The 16,351-nt window shown below is 63.4% G+C and carries 17 protein-coding genes; 9 read left to right on the top strand and 8 right to left on the bottom strand.

Annotation, left to right across the window (positions count from 1 at the left end; genetic code table 11):
• Window positions 1-30: 30 nt before the first annotated feature.
• The 4 genes from DyAD56_RS07490 to DyAD56_RS07475 all read right to left on the bottom strand — a co-directional run bounded on the left by DyAD56_RS07490 (window position 31) and on the right by DyAD56_RS07475 (window position 3,528).
• On the bottom strand, window positions 31-2,061 hold the full coding sequence (locus DyAD56_RS07490; RefSeq protein ID WP_102302115.1) for a methyl-accepting chemotaxis protein: 2,031 nt from the start codon (window positions 2,059-2,061) through the stop codon (window positions 31-33).
• A gap of 115 nt (window positions 2,062-2,176) precedes the next feature.
• Window positions 2,177-2,716, bottom strand: a complete 540-nt coding sequence (locus tag DyAD56_RS07485) for a chemotaxis protein CheW (RefSeq protein ID WP_102302114.1) — start codon at window positions 2,714-2,716, stop codon at window positions 2,177-2,179.
• A gap of 7 nt (window positions 2,717-2,723) precedes the next feature.
• Window positions 2,724-3,095 (bottom strand): response regulator, encoded by a 372-nt coding sequence (locus tag DyAD56_RS07480; RefSeq protein WP_102302113.1) that lies wholly within the window; start codon window positions 3,093-3,095, stop codon window positions 2,724-2,726.
• Window positions 3,096-3,126: 31 nt separating this feature from the next.
• Window positions 3,127-3,528: a response regulator gene (locus DyAD56_RS07475; RefSeq protein WP_275666955.1), complete on the bottom strand. Its 402-nt coding sequence runs from the start codon at window positions 3,526-3,528 to the stop codon at window positions 3,127-3,129.
• A gap of 422 nt (window positions 3,529-3,950) precedes the next feature.
• Between DyAD56_RS07475 and gshB the strand changes: the two genes are divergently transcribed.
• From gshB to DyAD56_RS07445, 6 genes are all read left to right on the top strand, one after another.
• The gene (gene gshB, locus DyAD56_RS07470) at window positions 3,951-4,928 is read left to right on the top strand and encodes a glutathione synthase (RefSeq protein WP_102302111.1); all 978 of its coding nucleotides are present in this window, start codon (window positions 3,951-3,953) and stop codon (window positions 4,926-4,928) included.
• The gene (locus DyAD56_RS07465) at window positions 4,925-5,791 is read left to right on the top strand and encodes an energy transducer TonB (RefSeq protein WP_233202322.1); all 867 of its coding nucleotides are present in this window, start codon (window positions 4,925-4,927) and stop codon (window positions 5,789-5,791) included. Before gshB ends, DyAD56_RS07465 begins: the two co-directional genes overlap by 4 nt.
• 129 nt (window positions 5,792-5,920) lie before the next feature.
• The gene (locus tag DyAD56_RS07460) at window positions 5,921-6,496 is read left to right on the top strand and encodes a YqgE/AlgH family protein (RefSeq protein WP_102302110.1); all 576 of its coding nucleotides are present in this window, start codon (window positions 5,921-5,923) and stop codon (window positions 6,494-6,496) included.
• A complete protein-coding gene (gene ruvX / locus DyAD56_RS07455; RefSeq protein WP_102302109.1) occupies window positions 6,493-6,927 on the top strand; it encodes a Holliday junction resolvase RuvX in 435 nt (144 codons plus the stop codon). The genes DyAD56_RS07460 and ruvX overlap by 4 nt, the downstream gene beginning before the upstream one ends.
• 19 nt (window positions 6,928-6,946) lie before the next feature.
• Window positions 6,947-7,873 (top strand): aspartate carbamoyltransferase catalytic subunit, encoded by a 927-nt coding sequence (locus tag DyAD56_RS07450; RefSeq protein WP_102302108.1) that lies wholly within the window; start codon window positions 6,947-6,949, stop codon window positions 7,871-7,873.
• Window positions 7,874-7,989: 116 nt separating this feature from the next.
• Window positions 7,990-9,753, top strand: a complete 1,764-nt coding sequence (locus tag DyAD56_RS07445; RefSeq protein WP_102302107.1) for a hypothetical protein — start codon at window positions 7,990-7,992, stop codon at window positions 9,751-9,753.
• A gap of 72 nt (window positions 9,754-9,825) precedes the next feature.
• On the opposite strand, the gene DyAD56_RS07440 is transcribed toward DyAD56_RS07445, so the two are convergent.
• Window positions 9,826-10,569, bottom strand: a complete 744-nt coding sequence (locus DyAD56_RS07440; RefSeq protein ID WP_102302106.1) for an MHYT domain-containing protein — start codon at window positions 10,567-10,569, stop codon at window positions 9,826-9,828.
• Between the two features lie 64 nt (window positions 10,570-10,633).
• On the bottom strand, window positions 10,634-11,440 hold the full coding sequence (locus DyAD56_RS07435; RefSeq protein ID WP_146010457.1) for a hypothetical protein: 807 nt from the start codon (window positions 11,438-11,440) through the stop codon (window positions 10,634-10,636).
• Window positions 11,441-11,846: 406 nt separating this feature from the next.
• Here DyAD56_RS07435 and DyAD56_RS07425 point away from each other — a divergent pair, with 406 nt between their 5' ends.
• The gene (locus tag DyAD56_RS07425; RefSeq protein ID WP_102302103.1) at window positions 11,847-12,251 is read left to right on the top strand and encodes a BON domain-containing protein; all 405 of its coding nucleotides are present in this window, start codon (window positions 11,847-11,849) and stop codon (window positions 12,249-12,251) included.
• Window positions 12,252-12,339: 88 nt separating this feature from the next.
• Here the strand turns inward: DyAD56_RS07425 and DyAD56_RS07420 are convergent, their stop codons facing one another.
• Both DyAD56_RS07420 and DyAD56_RS07415 read right to left on the bottom strand, forming a co-directional pair.
• A complete protein-coding gene (locus DyAD56_RS07420) occupies window positions 12,340-13,506 on the bottom strand; it encodes a PilT/PilU family type 4a pilus ATPase (protein ID WP_102302102.1) in 1,167 nt (388 codons plus the stop codon).
• Window positions 13,507-13,576: 70 nt separating this feature from the next.
• On the bottom strand, window positions 13,577-14,617 hold the full coding sequence (locus DyAD56_RS07415) for a type IV pilus twitching motility protein PilT (protein ID WP_102302101.1): 1,041 nt from the start codon (window positions 14,615-14,617) through the stop codon (window positions 13,577-13,579).
• A 312-nt stretch (window positions 14,618-14,929) separates the two neighbouring features.
• Here DyAD56_RS07415 and proC point away from each other — a divergent pair, with 312 nt between their 5' ends.
• Window positions 14,930-15,754: a pyrroline-5-carboxylate reductase gene (proC, locus tag DyAD56_RS07410; RefSeq protein ID WP_102302100.1), complete on the top strand. Its 825-nt coding sequence runs from the start codon at window positions 14,930-14,932 to the stop codon at window positions 15,752-15,754.
• Window positions 15,751-16,326 carry a YggT family protein gene (locus tag DyAD56_RS07405; protein ID WP_102302099.1) on the top strand — a complete coding sequence of 192 codons (576 nt, stop codon included), beginning with the start codon at window positions 15,751-15,753 and terminating at the stop codon, window positions 16,324-16,326. Before proC ends, DyAD56_RS07405 begins: the two co-directional genes overlap by 4 nt.
• The last annotated feature ends 25 nt before the right edge of the window (window positions 16,327-16,351 follow it).

Genomic DNA, 16,351 nt, shown 5'->3' with positions numbered 1-16,351 from the left:
TTCTGCAAAAAACGTTGTTAGCCAGCTTGTTCAACCCGGCAGCTTAAAGTGAGCCACCGAACGCCGCAGGTCACTCGCCAGCTGGGCCAGGTAACCGATCGAGTCGGCGGTCTGGCTCGCGCCTTGCGAGGTCTGCGAAGTAATTTCCTGGATCGCATTCATCGACACCGAAATATCGGTTGCCGCGGTCGACTGCTGACGCGCCTGGGTGGAGATGTTTTGAATCAGCGCCGACAAGTCATGCGACACGCGCTCGATGTCACCCAGCGCGCTGCCTGCGTCTTCCGCGAGGCGTGCACCGGCCACCACTTCCGCGGTGGTCTGTTCCATCGAGTTCACCGCTTCGTTGGTGTCGGACTGAATGGTCTGCACCAGCGTTTCGATTCGCTTTGTCGCGCTCGCGGAGCGTTCCGCGAGGCGCTGCACTTCGTCCGCCACGACCGCGAAGCCGCGACCCGCTTCACCCGCCGACGCCGCCTGGATGGCTGCGTTCAAGGCGAGGATGTTGGTCTGCTCGGCGATGTCGTTGATCAGTTCCACGATGGAGCCGATCTCCTGCGACGACTCGCCCAGGCGCTTGATGCGCTTGGACGTTTCCTGGATCTGGTCGCGGATGGAGTCCATGCCCGAGATCGTCTCGCGCACCACTTCCGCACCGCGCGATGCGATCTGCACCGAGCGTTCCGCCACGTCGGCCGATTCGGCGGAGTCCTTGGACACCGTATCCATCAGGCTGGCGATCTGGTTGATCGCGGTGGTCGCCGTGCTGATGCGCTGCGCCTGATTCTGTGCCGACTCGGCCAGATGGCGTGCGGTGGTCTGCGTTTCCTGCGCCGAGGACGACACCTGCTCCGAGGTCTCGTTGATCGTCGTTACCAGGGTGCGCAATTCGTCGATGGCGTAGTTCACCGAGTCGGCGATGGCGCCCGTAATGTCTTCGGTCACCGTCGTCTTGACGGTCAGGTCACCTTCGGCGAGCGAGCCCATTTCGTCCAGCAGGCGCATGATGGCCTCCTGGTTACGCTGGTTGAGTTCGGTCGATTCCTGGAAGCGGCGGCGTTGATCGGCGATCAGCTGCACGATAAGGACGGCCAGGAAGGCGGCCGCGCCGATCGCACCAAGCACACCCCACCAAAGGTTCGGGAACAGGCGGCGGGTCGGCAGCTTGCTGATCTGGTCAGCAAGCTCGTTCGCACGCAACAGCACGTTCTGCGAATCCAGCGACGCCTGATTGCCGGCGCGCTTCACGTCACTGAGGTTGCCGGCGGCGCCGACCAACTTGCCGACTGGGTCTTGCAGGCCATCCCACTGCGTCTGCATGTCAGCGAGGATCTTGCGCGCGTTGGCATCACCCATGGCGCGCACGCCGACTTCGGTGTTGCCTTCGAGCAAGCCCTTGAGCACCGAGCCGTAGAGCTGGCCGTCGCGGGCCAGGCCGTCGGCAGCAGGCTGCGAGGCGTCGCCACCCTGCAGCACTTCCTGCACTCGGCGAATCATTCGGTCAGCCAGCACCATCTGACGGGCGGAGGTGTAGGTCTGCTCAGCGCTGCCGCCGCGCTGCTGCAGGATGTTCACCACCTGCTCCATGCTGGAGTTCAGCAGGGGCAGTTCGCGACCCAGGGTGGAGGCGCGCTGCGCCGAATCCACCACCAGCGCCTTGTTCGAAAGGATCTTGCCGATGTCCCCGTCGAGCTGACCCCAGGCATTGCTGAGCGCGCTGACGGCGCGGCCGGCGGGCGTGGCGTTGCTGTCGGCATAGGGCTTCATGCCGCCCTTCTCGTCGCCCTTGTTGAGGCGCTGAATAGCCGCGTCGATGGTGTTGCGGTTGGTTTCGAGCTCCTTGAAGGAGTCAACGTTACCGTCCGCCGCTTCCAGCGCGAGCTTTGCCGTCTGCTGTGACAACACCTGGATCTGAGTGGTCAGGCCCGTCGCCTGCGCATCCTCGCGACCACGCAAGGTGAGCATGGCGAAGTCGACACCCGTGAAACCGAACGCAATGACCAGCGCAATGATGAGGCCTGTATAGCCCCGCTCTTTGCCCACGCCCCCTGTAGTGCTCATTTCGTTCACCTCGCCCTTCTACGCCTCGCCGCCCATGCCGGCGAAGGCGTCGGATCATCGCCCTGATTCCGGCCTTGAGCAGCGCCGGTCCTACTCGTGGTTCAACTGTTGCGCGTCAAGCCGCAGCCTGACGGAAATCCGGCGCACGAACCAGCTTACCCATACTGAAGACAGCCAATCGCGAATCGCCTACGCGATCATCCACAAAACGTGCCAGGCGCGGATCGTCTTCCTGCTCGGCGTGACGACGCTGTTCCGCATCGACCGTACGCTGACCGAAAACTTCATCCACCATCAGTGCCACGCTGCCGGCACCCTGGCGCACGACGAGGAGTCGCGTGCGTTCGGTGGACTGCGTGCGTTCGCCAAACAGGAAACGTGCCAGGTCGATGACCGGCACCAGGTTGCCGCGCACGTTCGCCACGCCCAGCAGCCACGGTTGCGTACCCGGTACCTGCGTCAGCGAAGGGACCGCCAGCAGTTCGCTGATCTCGTCGATGCCGCTGACGAACAGGCGACTGCCCGCGCGATAGCCGATACCGCGCCACAGGCCGGGAGCTTCCAGCTTTTCCGGTGTGTCGGAGGCATGCACAAGCGAAAGACGCTCGTAACGGGCCAGGATTTCAAACGGCGAGAGCGACGCGGTCTGGCTCATCGTCACCTCACGCTGCGTTGGGCAGCAAGTCGTTGATGCAGGCCAGCAAGTCTTTCTCGTTGACAGGCTTAGTGATGAAGGCACGCGCACCTTGGCGCAGCCCCCACACACGGTCCGTCTCCATCGACTTGGTGGTGATCATGACAATCGGGATACCCGACGTCATCGGGTCACGCGTGAGCGTGCGGGTGGCCTGGAAGCCGTTCATGCCCGGCATGATGACATCCATGATGACCAAATCAGGCTTGAGCTCGCGCACGCGCTCGATGCCGTCTTCGGCGTTGCCGATGGAATCGACCTGATAGCCCGCGCGTTCGAGCAGCGTGGTGAACACGCGCACGTCCGTCGGCGAATCGTCGATGATGAGAATATTGGCCACAGGCCCCCCTCAGATCCTGTAGTCGTCGGGCTTAAACCGTAACGACATGTCGATGGATTGCACCAAGCAGTTCGTCCCGGGTGAACGGCTTGGTCAAATATTGTTCCGCGCCCACGATGCGGCCGCGCGCCTTGTCGAACAGTCCGTCTTTCGAACTGAGCATGATGACGGGCGTGCCCCGGAACTGCGGGTTGTTCTTGATCAGCGCGCACGTCTGATAGCCGTCGAGACGCGGCATCATGATGTCGACAAAGATGATCGCGGGCTTCTGGTCGGAGATTTTCGCGAGCGCCTCGAAACCGTCCACAGCCGTAAGCACGTCGCAACCTTCTTTCTTGAGCAAGGTTTCGGCGGTACGGCGGATGGTTTTCGAGTCGTCGATAACCATGACCTTGAGGCCGGCCAGGCCATTTCCATTCATATTCAAGTTCACAACACCCCCCTGCGACCCGCCCCTGGCTCAGGTAAACCATGCGACCGCCAACCATTGGGCTAGCGGTCCCATATTAGATACAAAACCGCACGTCGAGGACGACGTACGGCGATCGTTCAGCTGGCAGGCACTCGTGCGTTGCTGTTTACCGCCTGCCCGACGTGCCGTCAAGCTGAAATCTCACGTATAGCGTTCTACGTCATTGAATCGAACGCTTTGCCTCCTTCGGCGGCCGACATCGGGGCTTATCGGCGACGTTTCCCTATGGAGACAATCCCGTCCTTCCGGCACCCTCAAAAGGGAGCTTGATCACCGGAACGATCAACGCCATTTCCCACCATCGGACGACATACACTGCCACACCGCCGCCCAAGCAACACCGGGCGCGGATAGTGAAGACGCTCTACTACCGGAGAATGACGATGACCCTCAAGGTCGCCGTACTAATGGACCCGATCGGCTCAATCAAGATCGCCAAGGACACCACGTTCGCCATGCTGCTGGAGGCCCAGCGGCGCGGCCATCACTTGTTCTACATGGAACAGGGCGATCTGGCCGCTCGCAGCGGCGAACCCTGGGCGCGCCTGGCGCCGCTGTCCGTGCGGGACGATCCCTCCGGTTGGTTCGTTCTCGGGGAGCCCGAATGGCGAGACTTACGCCAGATGGACGTGGTGTTGCTGCGCAAGGATCCGCCGGTCGACTCGCAATTTATCTACGACACCATGGTGGCCGAGCTGGCTGAACGCGCCGGCGTGACCGTGGTGAACCGCCCCGAGGCCCTGCGCGACTGCAACGAGAAGCTGTTCGCCATGCACTTCCCGCAGTGCATGGCCCCTACCCTGGTGACCCGCGATGCGGCCGAGCTGCGCGCCTTCGTCGCCACCCACGGCGAGGTAGTGCTCAAGCCGCTGGACGGCATGGGCGGGCGCGGCATCTTCCGCGTGAAGGCAGGGGACAACAACCTGAACTCCATGCTGGAAACGCTGATTGCCGCTGGCCCCAAGGGTGAGCACAAGCAGTTCACCATGGTGCAGAAGTTCATCCCGGAGATCACAGCCGGCGACAAGCGCATTCTCGTGGTGGACGGTGAGCCCGTGCCGTACGCGCTCGCCCGCATCCCGCAAGGCAGCGATTTCCGCGGCAACCTGGCGGCGGGCGGACGGGGCGTGGGCGTGCCGCTCAGCGAGCGCGACCGCTGGATCGTCTCCCAGGTAGCACCGGAACTGCGCCGCCGCGGCCTGCTGTTCGTCGGCCTGGACGTGATCGGTGACTACCTCACCGAGATCAACGTCACATCACCGACATGCGTGCGCGAACTGGATGCCCAATTCGGGCTTAATATTGCGGGTCAGCTCTTCGACGTCGTTGAGCAGAAACGAACCGAGACCCGCGCTGCGTGAGCCAACCTGCTGTCCGCACCAGCGCCGACATGTTCGGCGCCACGATGCTTTTCTCGCTATTGCTGCACGGCGTGGTGATCCTTGGCATCACCTTCACCTACGTGAAGGCCAAGCCGAGCTTGCCCACGCTCGACGTGACACTGGTCGACGTGGCCAATCGCGAGTCGCCAGACAAGGCGGACTTCCTCGCCCAGGCCAACAACAGCGGTGGCGGTGAAAGCGATAAGGCCGCCCGCCCGTCCCAGCCGGTGTCCGGCGTGCTGCCCCGCCCGTCCAACGGTGTGGCGCCGCAGCCCGTTCAAGCCAGCGCACCGCGCCCGCAAGAAGCCACCGACGACAAGCTACTCACCACGACCGGCAACAGCCATTACAGCGTCAGCACCGACAGCGCGAAGCTAGAGCGGACACCGCAGGATCTTCCCGACTCTTCCGAGGAGGTGAAGCGGCAGCAGGAGATGGCCCAGCTGGCCGCCGAAGTGCGCGACCGCAGCGAGCAATACGCCAAGCGCCCTAAGAAGAAGTTCATCTCATCCAACACCAAGGAGTACGTCTACGCGGCGTACATGCGCGGCTGGGTGGACCGGGTGGAGCGCGTCGGCAACCTCAACTATCCCAACGAAGCACGCCGCCGCGGCCTTCACGGCGACGTGCTGATGACGGTGACGCTCAACCGCGACGGTTCCGTGAAGAGCATCGAGGTGGTGCAAAGCTCAGGCCAGCCGCTGCTGGACGCCGCCGCGCAACGCATCGTGCGCCTTGCCGCACCGTTCCCGGCGCTGCCGTCGGATAAGGAGCGGTTCGATGAGTTGAACATCACGCGGACCTGGCAGTTCATGCCCAACGACACGCTGCACAGCCGTTGAGCCATCGGTGAACCAAGCGCACACGGAAAGACTGCAGCAAAGTCACGGCCCCTCGACGATCCCCAGCGGGTCTTAACCCGGCCTGCATCCGCGCGGGCAAGCAATGCCGGCTGGGCTTACAATGCACCCATGCCCGCTTTCTGCTCTCAACCGTCATCCCTCGCCGGTCAATTTCTGATCGCCATGCCCAGTTTGGCCGAGCCACCGTTTTCCCGCGGCGTGGCCTTCATCTGCCAGCACGACGAGGACGGCGCCGTCGGCCTGCTGGTAAACCAGCTTTCCGAATACCGCCTGGGCGACGTGCTCGACCAGATGAAACTGGAATGCAGCGACCTCGAATTGGCTGATGCGCCGGTGCTGATCGGTGGCCCGGTACAACAGGAACGCGGCTTCGTGCTGCACCGTGAACCCGGCCACTGGGAATCGAGCTATCGGATCAATGGCGAGTGGTCGGTGACCACCTCGCGCGACATCCTCATTGCCATGGCCCACGGCGAAGGCCCGCGCCTTGCTGTGATGGCGCTGGGCTACGCCGGCTGGAGCGCCGGCCAGCTTGAGCAGGAACTGAAGGACAATACCTGGCTCACTGTCGAAGCCAACGAACGCGTGGTGTTCCATACACCGCTGGAGGAGCGCTGGAGCGCTGCCGCGGGCCTCGTGGGCGTCGACCCGCTGCAATTACCCGGCTACGCAGGGCACGCATGAGCTGTGTGTTTGGCTTCGATGTCGGTAGCCGCCTGATCGGTGTGGCCGTCGGCAATCGCATCACGGGCAGCGCGCGTGGGCTGGCGGCCATCGCCGTCCGCGATGGCGATCCCGACTGGTCGAAGCTCGACGCGCTGCGCAAGGAATGGTTGCCCGAGACCCTGGTGGTCGGCTTGCCCCTGACACTCGACGGCGAAGAGCAGCCAGCCAGCAAGGGCGCCCGTCGCTTTGCCAACAAGGTCAGCCAACGCTACAACCTGCCGGTGATGCTCACCGACGAGCGCTACAGCTCGCAGGAGGCCGCACAACGCTTCGCCGGCGCGCGTGCTGCAGGCCTGAAGAAAAAGCGCGATGCTGCCACGATCGATGCCGAAGCCGCTGCCGTGATCCTGGAACGGTGGCTGGCCTCTCCCGATACCACCGGACCCTAAGAACGGACTTCCGCCCGCCATGAGCTCTCGCTTGCGCCACCTCACCACCCTGGAACACCTACCTCGCGAGAGCATCGAGCGGCTGCTCGACCGTGCGGAGACCATGCGCGACGGATGCGCCCACGGCACGCGCAAGCTGGAGCTGCTCAACGGCCGCACCATCCTCAACCTGTTCTTCGAGCCGTCCACGCGTACGCGCACCTCGTTCGAGCTAGCCGCACGACGCCTTGGCGCCGACGTCATCAACTTCGACATCGGCTTCTCCTCCACCAGCAAGGGCGAGGCGCTGTTCGACACGCTGCACACGCTGGAGGCGATGCACATGGATGCCATCGTCGTACGCCACAAGGTGTCAGGTACGCCGGAAGAACTGGTACGCCATGCCATGAGCGGCGTTTCCGTGATCAATGCCGGCGACGGCAACCGCGCCCACCCCACCCAGGGCCTGCTCGATGTGCTGACCATTCGCCAGCATCGCCCGGACTTCAGCCAGCTCACCGTAGTCATCTGTGGCGATGTAAAGCATTCGCGTGTGGCCCGTTCGGACGTGCATGCACTCAAGGCGATGGGCACGAAGGAGATCCGCCTGTGTTCGCCGCAGGCCTTGATGCCTGACGCCGCTGAATTCCCTGGCTGCGTGCTCACTGACGATTTCGATGCCGCCGTGGAAGGTGCCGACGTGGTCATCACGCTGCGCCTTCAGAAGGAGCGCATGGCCGCCACCGACCTGCCGGACGAGACGGCCTACTTCAATCGCTACGGCCTGGATAACCGCCGCCTGGCACGCGCCGCCAAGGGCGCCCTAGTGATGCATCCGGGCCCGCTCAACCGCGGCATCGAGATTGCCCCGGAAGTAGCCGACGGCCCGCAGTCGCGCATCCTTGAACAGGTCGGCAACGGCGTCTTCGTGCGCATGGCGGTGCTCGCCGAGGTACTGGGTCGCTAAGCTCGACCTGCCAGGCCCTGCCCCCAGCCACGGCCGACCGGCCGTGGCTCACCGCGATATGTCACAAATAAAGGCATAATGCGCGGCGCAACATCACCTCACTCAAGGGATTAGACATGCGATCGACGAAGCGCATTGCCGCGCTAGGCCTTGCTGGCGTCCTGCTGGCTGCATGCCATCACAAGGACAAGGACGCCCCCCTCGCTTTCGTACCGGCGGACACGCCGTACGTGGTGGCCAACCTCGACGTGCTCGACGACGACACGCGCAAGGCGCTGCTCACCCAGGCCGATGCCCAGCTGCCGTCGGAACTGACCCAGCTGCGCTCCGCCGCCGACGACATGGCGGAAAAAGACCCCGACCTGTCCCGTCTGCTCAAGGCCATCATCGCCGAGCTGGACGGCAAGACCATTGAGCAGTTCGCGCAGAATGCCGGCCTGAACATCAAGGGACGCTCCGCCTTCTACGGCCTTGGCCTCTCCCCGGTGGCTCGCTTCGAACTGACCGACTCGAAGGCTTTCGATGCCTTCGTCGGCCGCCTTGAGGCTGCCTACGGTAAGCCGTTCGACACCGCGACCGTCGGCGGACAGAGCTACCGCAAGCACCTCTCCGCCGATGCCGGTGTGCAGATCGTACTGGCCGAAGTTGGCAAGCAGGCCGTAGCGGCCGTGCTGCCGGCCGACGCGCCGGAAGCCACCCTGCGCCTGGCCTTCGGCATCGACCGTCCGGAAAAGAACATCCAGGACGACGGTCGCCTCGACAAGCTCGCCAAGGCTAAGGACTACCAGCCATGGGCCATCGGCCAAGTGGATCTGGCACGTCTGCTGCCGCTGGCAGCCAGCGGCAAGGACCCGTTGTTCAACGCGCTGATCAAGGCACGCGCCGAAACGGAAGCGGCCAAGACCGGTGAGCCGGTGGCCAACCAGCTGAAGGTCTCGCCGGCGTGCGAAGCCGATGCCACCCGTATCGCTTCGCGCGTGCCCTCGATCAGCTTCGGCTACACCAAGCTCGACGAGAAGCATCAGGACATCCGCTGGGACGTCGCGCTGGCTGACGACATCACCAAGGCCTTCAGCGGCATGAAGGTGGAACTGCCCGGCCTCGGCGCCGCCGGCACCGCGCCGTTCGACATCAGCGTCGCCGTGCCGATCGCTCAGCTGCGCCCCTTCTGGAGCGCACAGGCCGACGCCGTCGCCGCCAAGCCGTTCACCTGCCCCACGCTCACCGAGCTCAACGAAGGCTTCGCCAAGATCGGCCTGATGTCGCAGCAGGCCGCCGTGCCGCCGATCGGCGACCTGCTCGGTCTGCGCGTAGCGCTGGATAGCTTCGACGCCGGCAGCAACGACACCATGCCGAAGTTCAGCGGCCGCATCCTGATCGGCACCTCCAACCCCGCCGGCCTCATTGCGATGGCGCAGATGGCATCGTCGGGCCTGCAGCAACTCAAGCTCACGCCGGATGGCAAGCCGGTGGCGCTGCCGCCCGAACTGACCGCCCCGCTGGGTGCGCCGGTATGGGCCGCGATGGGTCCGAAATCGCTGGCGCTGGCCGTAGGCCAAGGCGAAGAAGTGAAGATGGGTGAACTGCTCAACGCCGCTGGCGGCGACGCAGGCCGCCTTGGCCGACTGAGCCTGAGCGGTGAGATGTACCAGGCCTGGGTCAAGGCCATGGCACAGAAGGCCGAGCACATCGCCGAACTCACGGCCGAAGCACAGGCGGACGATCCGCAGGCACAGGCCACCGCTAAGGCGACGGCCGAGCGCTCGAAGGCACAGTTCGAGTCGATGGAAACACAGGCCGCGCGCATCAAGTCGCTCAACGGCGACCTGCGCATGACCAACGATGGCGTGGTGATCACCAGCCAGACTGAACTGAAGTAAGTCGTCCACCTACGGTGGAAACGAAAACGGGGCGCCTTGGGCGCCCCGTTTTTTTGCCTGCTGATCGTCAGCTCAAATGGAGAGCGCAGCGCGCCGCTGTTGCCGCACGATGCTTATTCCCAACGCAACGGCCAGCAGCAGTACGACCACCACGAAAATCGCCAGGCCCAGGTGCTCGCCCTGCATGCCCTGCTCGAAACCGGCCGGCAACGTATCGCCCTGACTCACCTCCATGGCCGACATACCGGTGTAATGCATGCCGCAGACCGCAACGCCCATCACCAGCGCGCTGCCCAGCATCTGCAGCTTGCCGCGCAGATTGAAAGCCAGCCATAGCGCGGCCATCGACGCCACGATGGCGATGCCTACCGACAAGGCCACGATGCCGCCGTCGTACGACACCTGCGCCGAGGACAGCATGGCCGTCATGCCCAGATAGTGCATGCCCGCCACCCCCAGGCCCATCAGCACGCCGGCGAACAGCAGGTTGATGAAACGGAATGCGCCACTACCGACGATCGCCAGCCCCAGCGAGCACGCGACGATCGCCAGCACCGCCGAGACCGTCGTCAATAGCACGTCGTACGTCACCTGCGTGCCCATGTTGCAGGCGAGCATGGCGATGAAGTGCATGGCCCAGATAGCGCCGCCGCCCATCGCCGCCCCGGCGGCAAGGATGGCCCCCCAACGCTGCTTTTCGTTCTGTGCCGATGGAATGCCCAAGGCAAACTGTAGCGCTGTGAACGACCCCAGCACTGATACGGCATACGACAAACCGACCAGCACCCCGTTGTAATGCTGATGCATGTCTTGCATGAAGTTTTCCCCCTTCGTTGGCTACGGACACCCAGCGACCCACGCCGTACTCCGCCGGCGACGATCAGTGGGATATGTCGAACACGCACATGGATGCACCATGACTGTGGCAACTGGTCTCGCGTGCGAACACCGAGCGCGCGTCGACGGATTCGGCGAGCAGGCCTTCAATGAATCCGCAGAAGAAACGCCCACCGGAGGTACCACCCGGCTGACAAAGCGGGCACCCGCGGACATGCAGCTGATTCTCTTGATGCTCGACCGTGACCAAGACGCGCATGGCAGGCAAGGCAATGCGACGTATGGCATCGACCAGCCCCAGCTTTGCGCCAAGCGCGAAGTCGCGCTTGTAGACCCAGGCGCCGGTACGTCGCCCCGCGAGGTAAAGCGAGGCATCGCGCGCTTCGGCCGCAACGGCGTAGTCGAGGTTGATCAGCCAGGGAAAAATGCGCGGATAGTCCTTGGCGAGGCTGGGCAGCATGCGCTCGACACGCCCCACATCAGCGCCAGCGGCGATAGGCGCGCTATCCGGTGGAGCCGCAGGACGTGGAATGCTGGCGGCTGCCACATGGGGTGCTGGCGCGGCGCGGACCACAGGCGGGGCCACCACGGCATGCGGCGGCGGCGCCTCCATAAGCTGTGGCCGCAGCGATTCGAAACTGAGTACGCGTGGATGCGTGCCCAGTGCTTCCTCCAATGCCAGTTGCCGCTCGTCGGGCCCGCGCAGCACTAGCGTGAGGCAGGCGCCGTGCGCCTCCTGCACCAGTCGCTGACGGATAAGTACGTGTCCGTACTCGGTGACCAGACGCCCGAGCTCTACCAGGAGCCCTTCTCTACGCTCGGATACGACCCTTACTTCCAACTCGGCCATGATTCCCCCCGAAATCAAGCCAGCACAGGCTGTGCTTCGCTGCCCAAATTTGCCGTATAGCCGTCTATTTCACAAGACGCTTCGTCGCCCCTCGGACGTGGCATGCAGACTAGCCAGCCGTTTGTATCGAAAGCGTCTACGCATATGTGGACGCAAAAACAGGAAGCTCACGCTTCCTCACCAGCGCTCTTGTGATGCACATCACAATTCGCACGATCTTAACCACCGGAACGTTCTTTCAACATCGCCATGACGCGACGTTGCCAAGCGTAATTACGTGCTGAACAAATTTTCTTCACAGCCATCTTCAATTCATGCAGAGGCTGTTGGGATGGCCTCACGGATGCCACAACGAGCGGCAACCGTCTGTCTCATGGACAGCGCTTCCCCACTACAGGAGATTCCCATGCGCACCAACAACCTGTTTCGCAAGACGCTGATGGCCGTTGGCCTGGCGACCGCCTTCTCGGCCATGCCATTCGCGCAGGTTGCCGCCCAGCAGGCACAGGAGAACGGGGCCGCGCAACAGCAGGCCCAGGACGCGGCCATGCAGCAAAAGACCAGCAACGAAACCGTCCCTGGCAGGACCAACGATGCCTGGATCACCACCAAGGTGAAGTCTGAGCTAGCTACCACCAACGGCATCAAGAGCAATGACATCTCCGTATCGACGGCCGATGGCGCCGTGACGCTAACCGGTACGGCAAGCAGCGCCGCCGAAAAGACCAAGGCCACGCAGATCGCCAAGAAAGTAAAGGGCGTAAAGACTGTCGATGCCAGTGGCCTGACGGTCAGCGATACGGCCAAGTAAACCTTCGCGCACCGTATCAGGTGACTGAAATGAAGAAGGAGCCCCTTGGGCTCCTTCTTCTTGGCTGCCGCTTCTTAAATCGATGACGTCAGCGACGCAGGAGCCCACCACCGAAGTTCTGCGAATCTTTGGTTTCCTCGATCTCCACGCCGTCCAGGCCCTGCGACAGCGTGTGTGCGTCACCGCCTTGTGCAAGCTTGATACGCAAGCGCACTTCGTTGGAGCTGTCGGCGTGGCGTAGCGCGTCCTCGTAGGAGATCTCGCCGGCGTGATAGAGCTCGACCAGGCTCTGGTCGAAAGTCTTCATGCCCAGGTTGGTGGATTCCTTCATCACTTCCTTGAGCTTATGGATCTCGCCCTGGCGGATGTAGTCCTGCACCAGCGGCGTGCCCAGCAGCACCTCCACCGCCACGCGACGTGCCTTGCCGTCCGGCGTGGGGATCAACTGCTGCGCGACGACGCCCTTGAGATTCAACGACAAATCCATGAACAGCTGAGAACGACGATCCTCCGGGAAGAAGTGGAGGATGCGATCCATTGCCTGGTTGGCGTTGTTCGCATGCAGCGTACACAGGCACAGGTGACCCGTTTCCGAGAAGTTGATCGCATGCTCCATCGTTTCGCGCGTACGCACTTCGCCGATCATGATCACGTCGGGAGCTTGGCGCAGCGTGTTCTTCAGCGCGTTTTCCCAGCTATCCGTGTCGATGCCCAGCTCGCGCTGCGTGATGATGCAGCCCTCGTGCTTGTGCACGTACTCGATCGGATCCTCGATGGTGATGATGTGGCCGGTCGAGTTGGCGTTGCGGTAGCCGATCATCGACGCCAGCGAGGTGGATTTACCGGTACCGGTGCCGCCGACGAAGATGATGATGCCGCGCTTGGTCATCGCCAACTGCTTGATGACGGGCGGCAGGCTGAGTTCCTCGATGGTCGGGATCTTCGACTCGATGCGGCGCAACACCATGCCCACGCAGTTGCGCTGATAGAAGCACGACACGCGGAAGCGGCCCACGCCCTGCGCCGAGATGGCGAACTGGCACTCGTGGGTCTTTTCGAATTCCTCGCGCTGCGAGGGTGTCATCACGTTGAGCACCATGTCTCGCGCCTGCTGGGCGGACAACGGACTCTGCGTGATCGGCACGATGCGCCCCTGCACCTTCATCGAGGGTGCGACACCGGCCGTAATGAACAGGTCCGATGCCTTCTTGTGCACCATCAGTTTGAGGAAGGAGGTGAAATCGAAGTCGCTCATAGGTCCCTCCCAGAGGGGAACGGAGTGTCAGGCCAGGACAAGCGGAGCGGCGACCGCCGCCCCGAACAGCTTAGCCCTTAAAGATGTCCTTGTTGCGCGCGTAACTCGATGCCTGCTGACGCGTCACCAGGCCACGCTTCACCAGGTCCTGCAAGTTCTGGTCGAGCGTCTGCATGCCGTACTGCTGGCCAGTCTGGATGGACGAATACATCTGCGCCACCTTGTCCTCGCGAATCAGGTTGCGGATGGCCGGGATGCCCACCATGATCTCGTGCGCCGCGATACGACCACCGCCCACTTTCTTCAGCAGCGACTGCGAGATCACCGCGCGCAACGATTCGGACAGCATCGAGCGCACCATCGGCTTTTCGCCGGCAGGGAACACGTCGATGATACGGTCGACGGTCTTGGCCGCCGAACTGGTATGCAGCGTACCGAACACCAAGTGTCCGGTTTCCGCGGCGGTCAGCGCCAGGCGGATGGTTTCCAGGTCGCGCAACTCACCCACCAGCACATAGTCCGGATCTTCGCGGAGCGCCGAGCGCAAGGCTTCGTTGAAGCCGTGCGTGTCGCGGTGCACTTCGCGCTGGTTGATCAGGCACTTCTGCGAGGTATGCACGAATTCGATCGGATCCTCGATGGTGAGGATGTGGCCGTATTCGTTCTTGTTGATGTGATCCACCATCGCCGCCAGCGTGGTCGACTTACCCGAACCCGTCGGACCGGTCACCAGGATCAGGCCCTGCGGCTGCTCGATCAGTTCGCGGAATATGGACGGTGCCGCAAGGTCTTCCAGCGTGAGCACTTCCGAGGGAATGGTACGGAACACGCCGCCCGAGCCACGGTTCTGGTTGAACGCATTGACACGAAAACGCGCCAGCCCGGGAATTTCGAACGAAAAGTCGACCTCGAGAAATTCTTCGTAGTCGCGTCGCTGCTTGTCCGACATGATGTCGTAGATCAGCGAATGGACCTGCTTGTGGTCCAGCGCGGGGATATTGATGCGGCGAACGTCGCCGTCCACGCGGATCATCGGTGGCAGACCGGCGGACAAGTGTAAGTCCGAGGCCTTGTTCTTCACCGAGAAGGCAAGCAGTTCGGCGATATCCATCTGGTTTCCCCTTGAACCCAATCGTCTGGCTGGCTCATGCCCGGAAGCGGGGGTTTCCACTGGACGCGACGATGCGGCGCACCAGGCGCCATGCCGTCCGACCGGTCACATCCCCGTTCCCCAAGCAGCGGGCCGATACTACTCGCCGCGCGGGCCGGCCAGCCAGTCTTTCCTTTGGCCGCAAGCTGCAAACTGCGGACCACGTTGAAAGATTTCGTCCCCGGGGTGCTATCCCGGCCGACACTTTCGCCACGGGACGAGCGCTTCCGGCTCCGGTAAGGTACGCCCTCAAAAGGAAAGACAGGCTCTTACATGACTCGTATCGCTTTCATCGGTGGCGGCAACATGGCGCGCAGCCTGATCGGCGGCCTGCTCAAGACCGGCGTGGCCGCCTCGTCCATCACCGTGGCTGAGCCGAGGGCGGACGCACGGCAGGAACTGGGCCGCGAATACGGTATCGCCTGCTATGCCGAGAACCGCCTGGCCGCCGCCGAGGCCGACGTGCTGGTGCTGGCGGTGAAGCCGCAGATCATGCCGGCCATCCACGCCGAGCTGCGCGATACGCTGGCCCGCCAACGGCCGATGCTGATCTCCATCGCAGCGGGCGTACGCATCGACCAGCTCGAACGCTGGTTCGGTCATGCTCTCGCCATCGTGCGCTGCATGCCCACCACGCCCGCACTGATCGGGGCCGGTGCCACCGGCCTGTTCGCCAACCGCCGTGTCAGCCCCGAGCAGCGCGCCCAGGCCCAACACATCATGGATGCCGTGGGTATCACCCGCTGGGTGGATGACGAAGCACTGATCGATACGGTCACCGGCATCTCCGGTTCCGGGCCGGCCTATTTCTTCGCCATGGTAGAGGCGCTGGAAGACGCCGCCTTCGCCCAGGGCATGTCGCGCGAAACAGCACGCGCGCTCGCCGCGCAGACCTGTCTTGGCGCCGGCCGGATGTTGGCGGAAACCGGCGAGGACCCGGGCGTGCTGCGCCAACGCGTCACCTCGCCCAACGGCACAACACAGGCCGCGCTGGAAAGTTTCGCTGCCGATCATTTCCACCAGATCATCGCCCGTGCCGTGGCTGCCGCTACGCACCGTGGTGCCCAGCTGGCCGCTGCATTGGACGACCCCTCGTGAGCTATCTCGTCAACGCCCTTTCGTTCCTGGTCGACCTGGCCTTCGGCGCCGCTGCCGCTCTGTTTGTGCTGCGCCTACTTGCCGAGGCCAGCCGCGCGGACTTCCACAACCCGCTGAGCCAGTTCATCTACCGCACCACCAACGTCGTGCTGGCGCCTCTGCGTCGCCTGCTGCCGAACTGGCGGCGGATCAACATCGCGGCCCTGCTACTGGTGTGGTTGTTGATGCTCATCAAGCGCATCGTGCTGTTCGCACTGCTCGGCTTGTTCCCGCATATCGTCGGGCTGCTGATATTGTCGATCGCCGACACGCTCGACTTCATCGCCATGTTCTACGTGGTGCTGATCTTCATCTGGTCGCTGATGAGCCTGTTCCAGGTCGAGACCCATCACCCCGTTTACCGGCTCGCCGCCACCCTCGTGGACCCGCTGCTGCGCCCGCTGCGCGGCAAGCTCACGGCGGGTGGCCTGGATTTCGCGCCGTGGGTGGTGATGATCGTGCTCATCCTCGTGCGCCTGCTGCTGGTGTCGCCACTGGCCGACCTGGGCGCTCGACTGGCGCTAGGTATCTGAGTTCTTGCCGCGCCCGCCCGTCCTT

The sequence above is a fragment of the Dyella sp. AD56 genome (genome assembly GCF_002878475.1).
In the GTDB taxonomy this organism is placed as follows: Bacteria; Pseudomonadota; Gammaproteobacteria; order Xanthomonadales; family Rhodanobacteraceae; genus Dyella.
This window is presented reverse-complemented; position numbering and strand designations above follow the sequence as displayed.

Coding starts and splice junctions, on each gene's coding strand:
- DyAD56_RS07490 (WP_102302115.1), bottom strand. CDS start 2,061: ATGAGCACTACAGGGGGCGTGGGCAAAGAGCGGGGCTATACAGGCCTC.
- DyAD56_RS07485 (WP_102302114.1), bottom strand. CDS start 2,716: ATGAGCCAGACCGCGTCGCTCTCGCCGTTTGAAATCCTGGCCCGTTAC.
- gshB (WP_102302111.1), top strand. CDS start 3,951: ATGACCCTCAAGGTCGCCGTACTAATGGACCCGATCGGCTCAATCAAG.
- DyAD56_RS07460 (WP_102302110.1), top strand. CDS start 5,921: ATGCCCGCTTTCTGCTCTCAACCGTCATCCCTCGCCGGTCAATTTCTG.
- ruvX (WP_102302109.1), top strand. CDS start 6,493: ATGAGCTGTGTGTTTGGCTTCGATGTCGGTAGCCGCCTGATCGGTGTG.
- DyAD56_RS07450 (WP_102302108.1), top strand. CDS start 6,947: ATGAGCTCTCGCTTGCGCCACCTCACCACCCTGGAACACCTACCTCGC.
- DyAD56_RS07445 (WP_102302107.1), top strand. CDS start 7,990: ATGCGATCGACGAAGCGCATTGCCGCGCTAGGCCTTGCTGGCGTCCTG.
- DyAD56_RS07440 (WP_102302106.1), bottom strand. CDS start 10,569: ATGCAAGACATGCATCAGCATTACAACGGGGTGCTGGTCGGTTTGTCG.
- DyAD56_RS07435 (WP_146010457.1), bottom strand. CDS start 11,440: ATGGCCGAGTTGGAAGTAAGGGTCGTATCCGAGCGTAGAGAAGGGCTC.
- DyAD56_RS07425 (WP_102302103.1), top strand. CDS start 11,847: ATGCGCACCAACAACCTGTTTCGCAAGACGCTGATGGCCGTTGGCCTG.
- DyAD56_RS07420 (WP_102302102.1), bottom strand. CDS start 13,506: ATGAGCGACTTCGATTTCACCTCCTTCCTCAAACTGATGGTGCACAAG.
- DyAD56_RS07415 (WP_102302101.1), bottom strand. CDS start 14,617: ATGGATATCGCCGAACTGCTTGCCTTCTCGGTGAAGAACAAGGCCTCG.
- proC (WP_102302100.1), top strand. CDS start 14,930: ATGACTCGTATCGCTTTCATCGGTGGCGGCAACATGGCGCGCAGCCTG.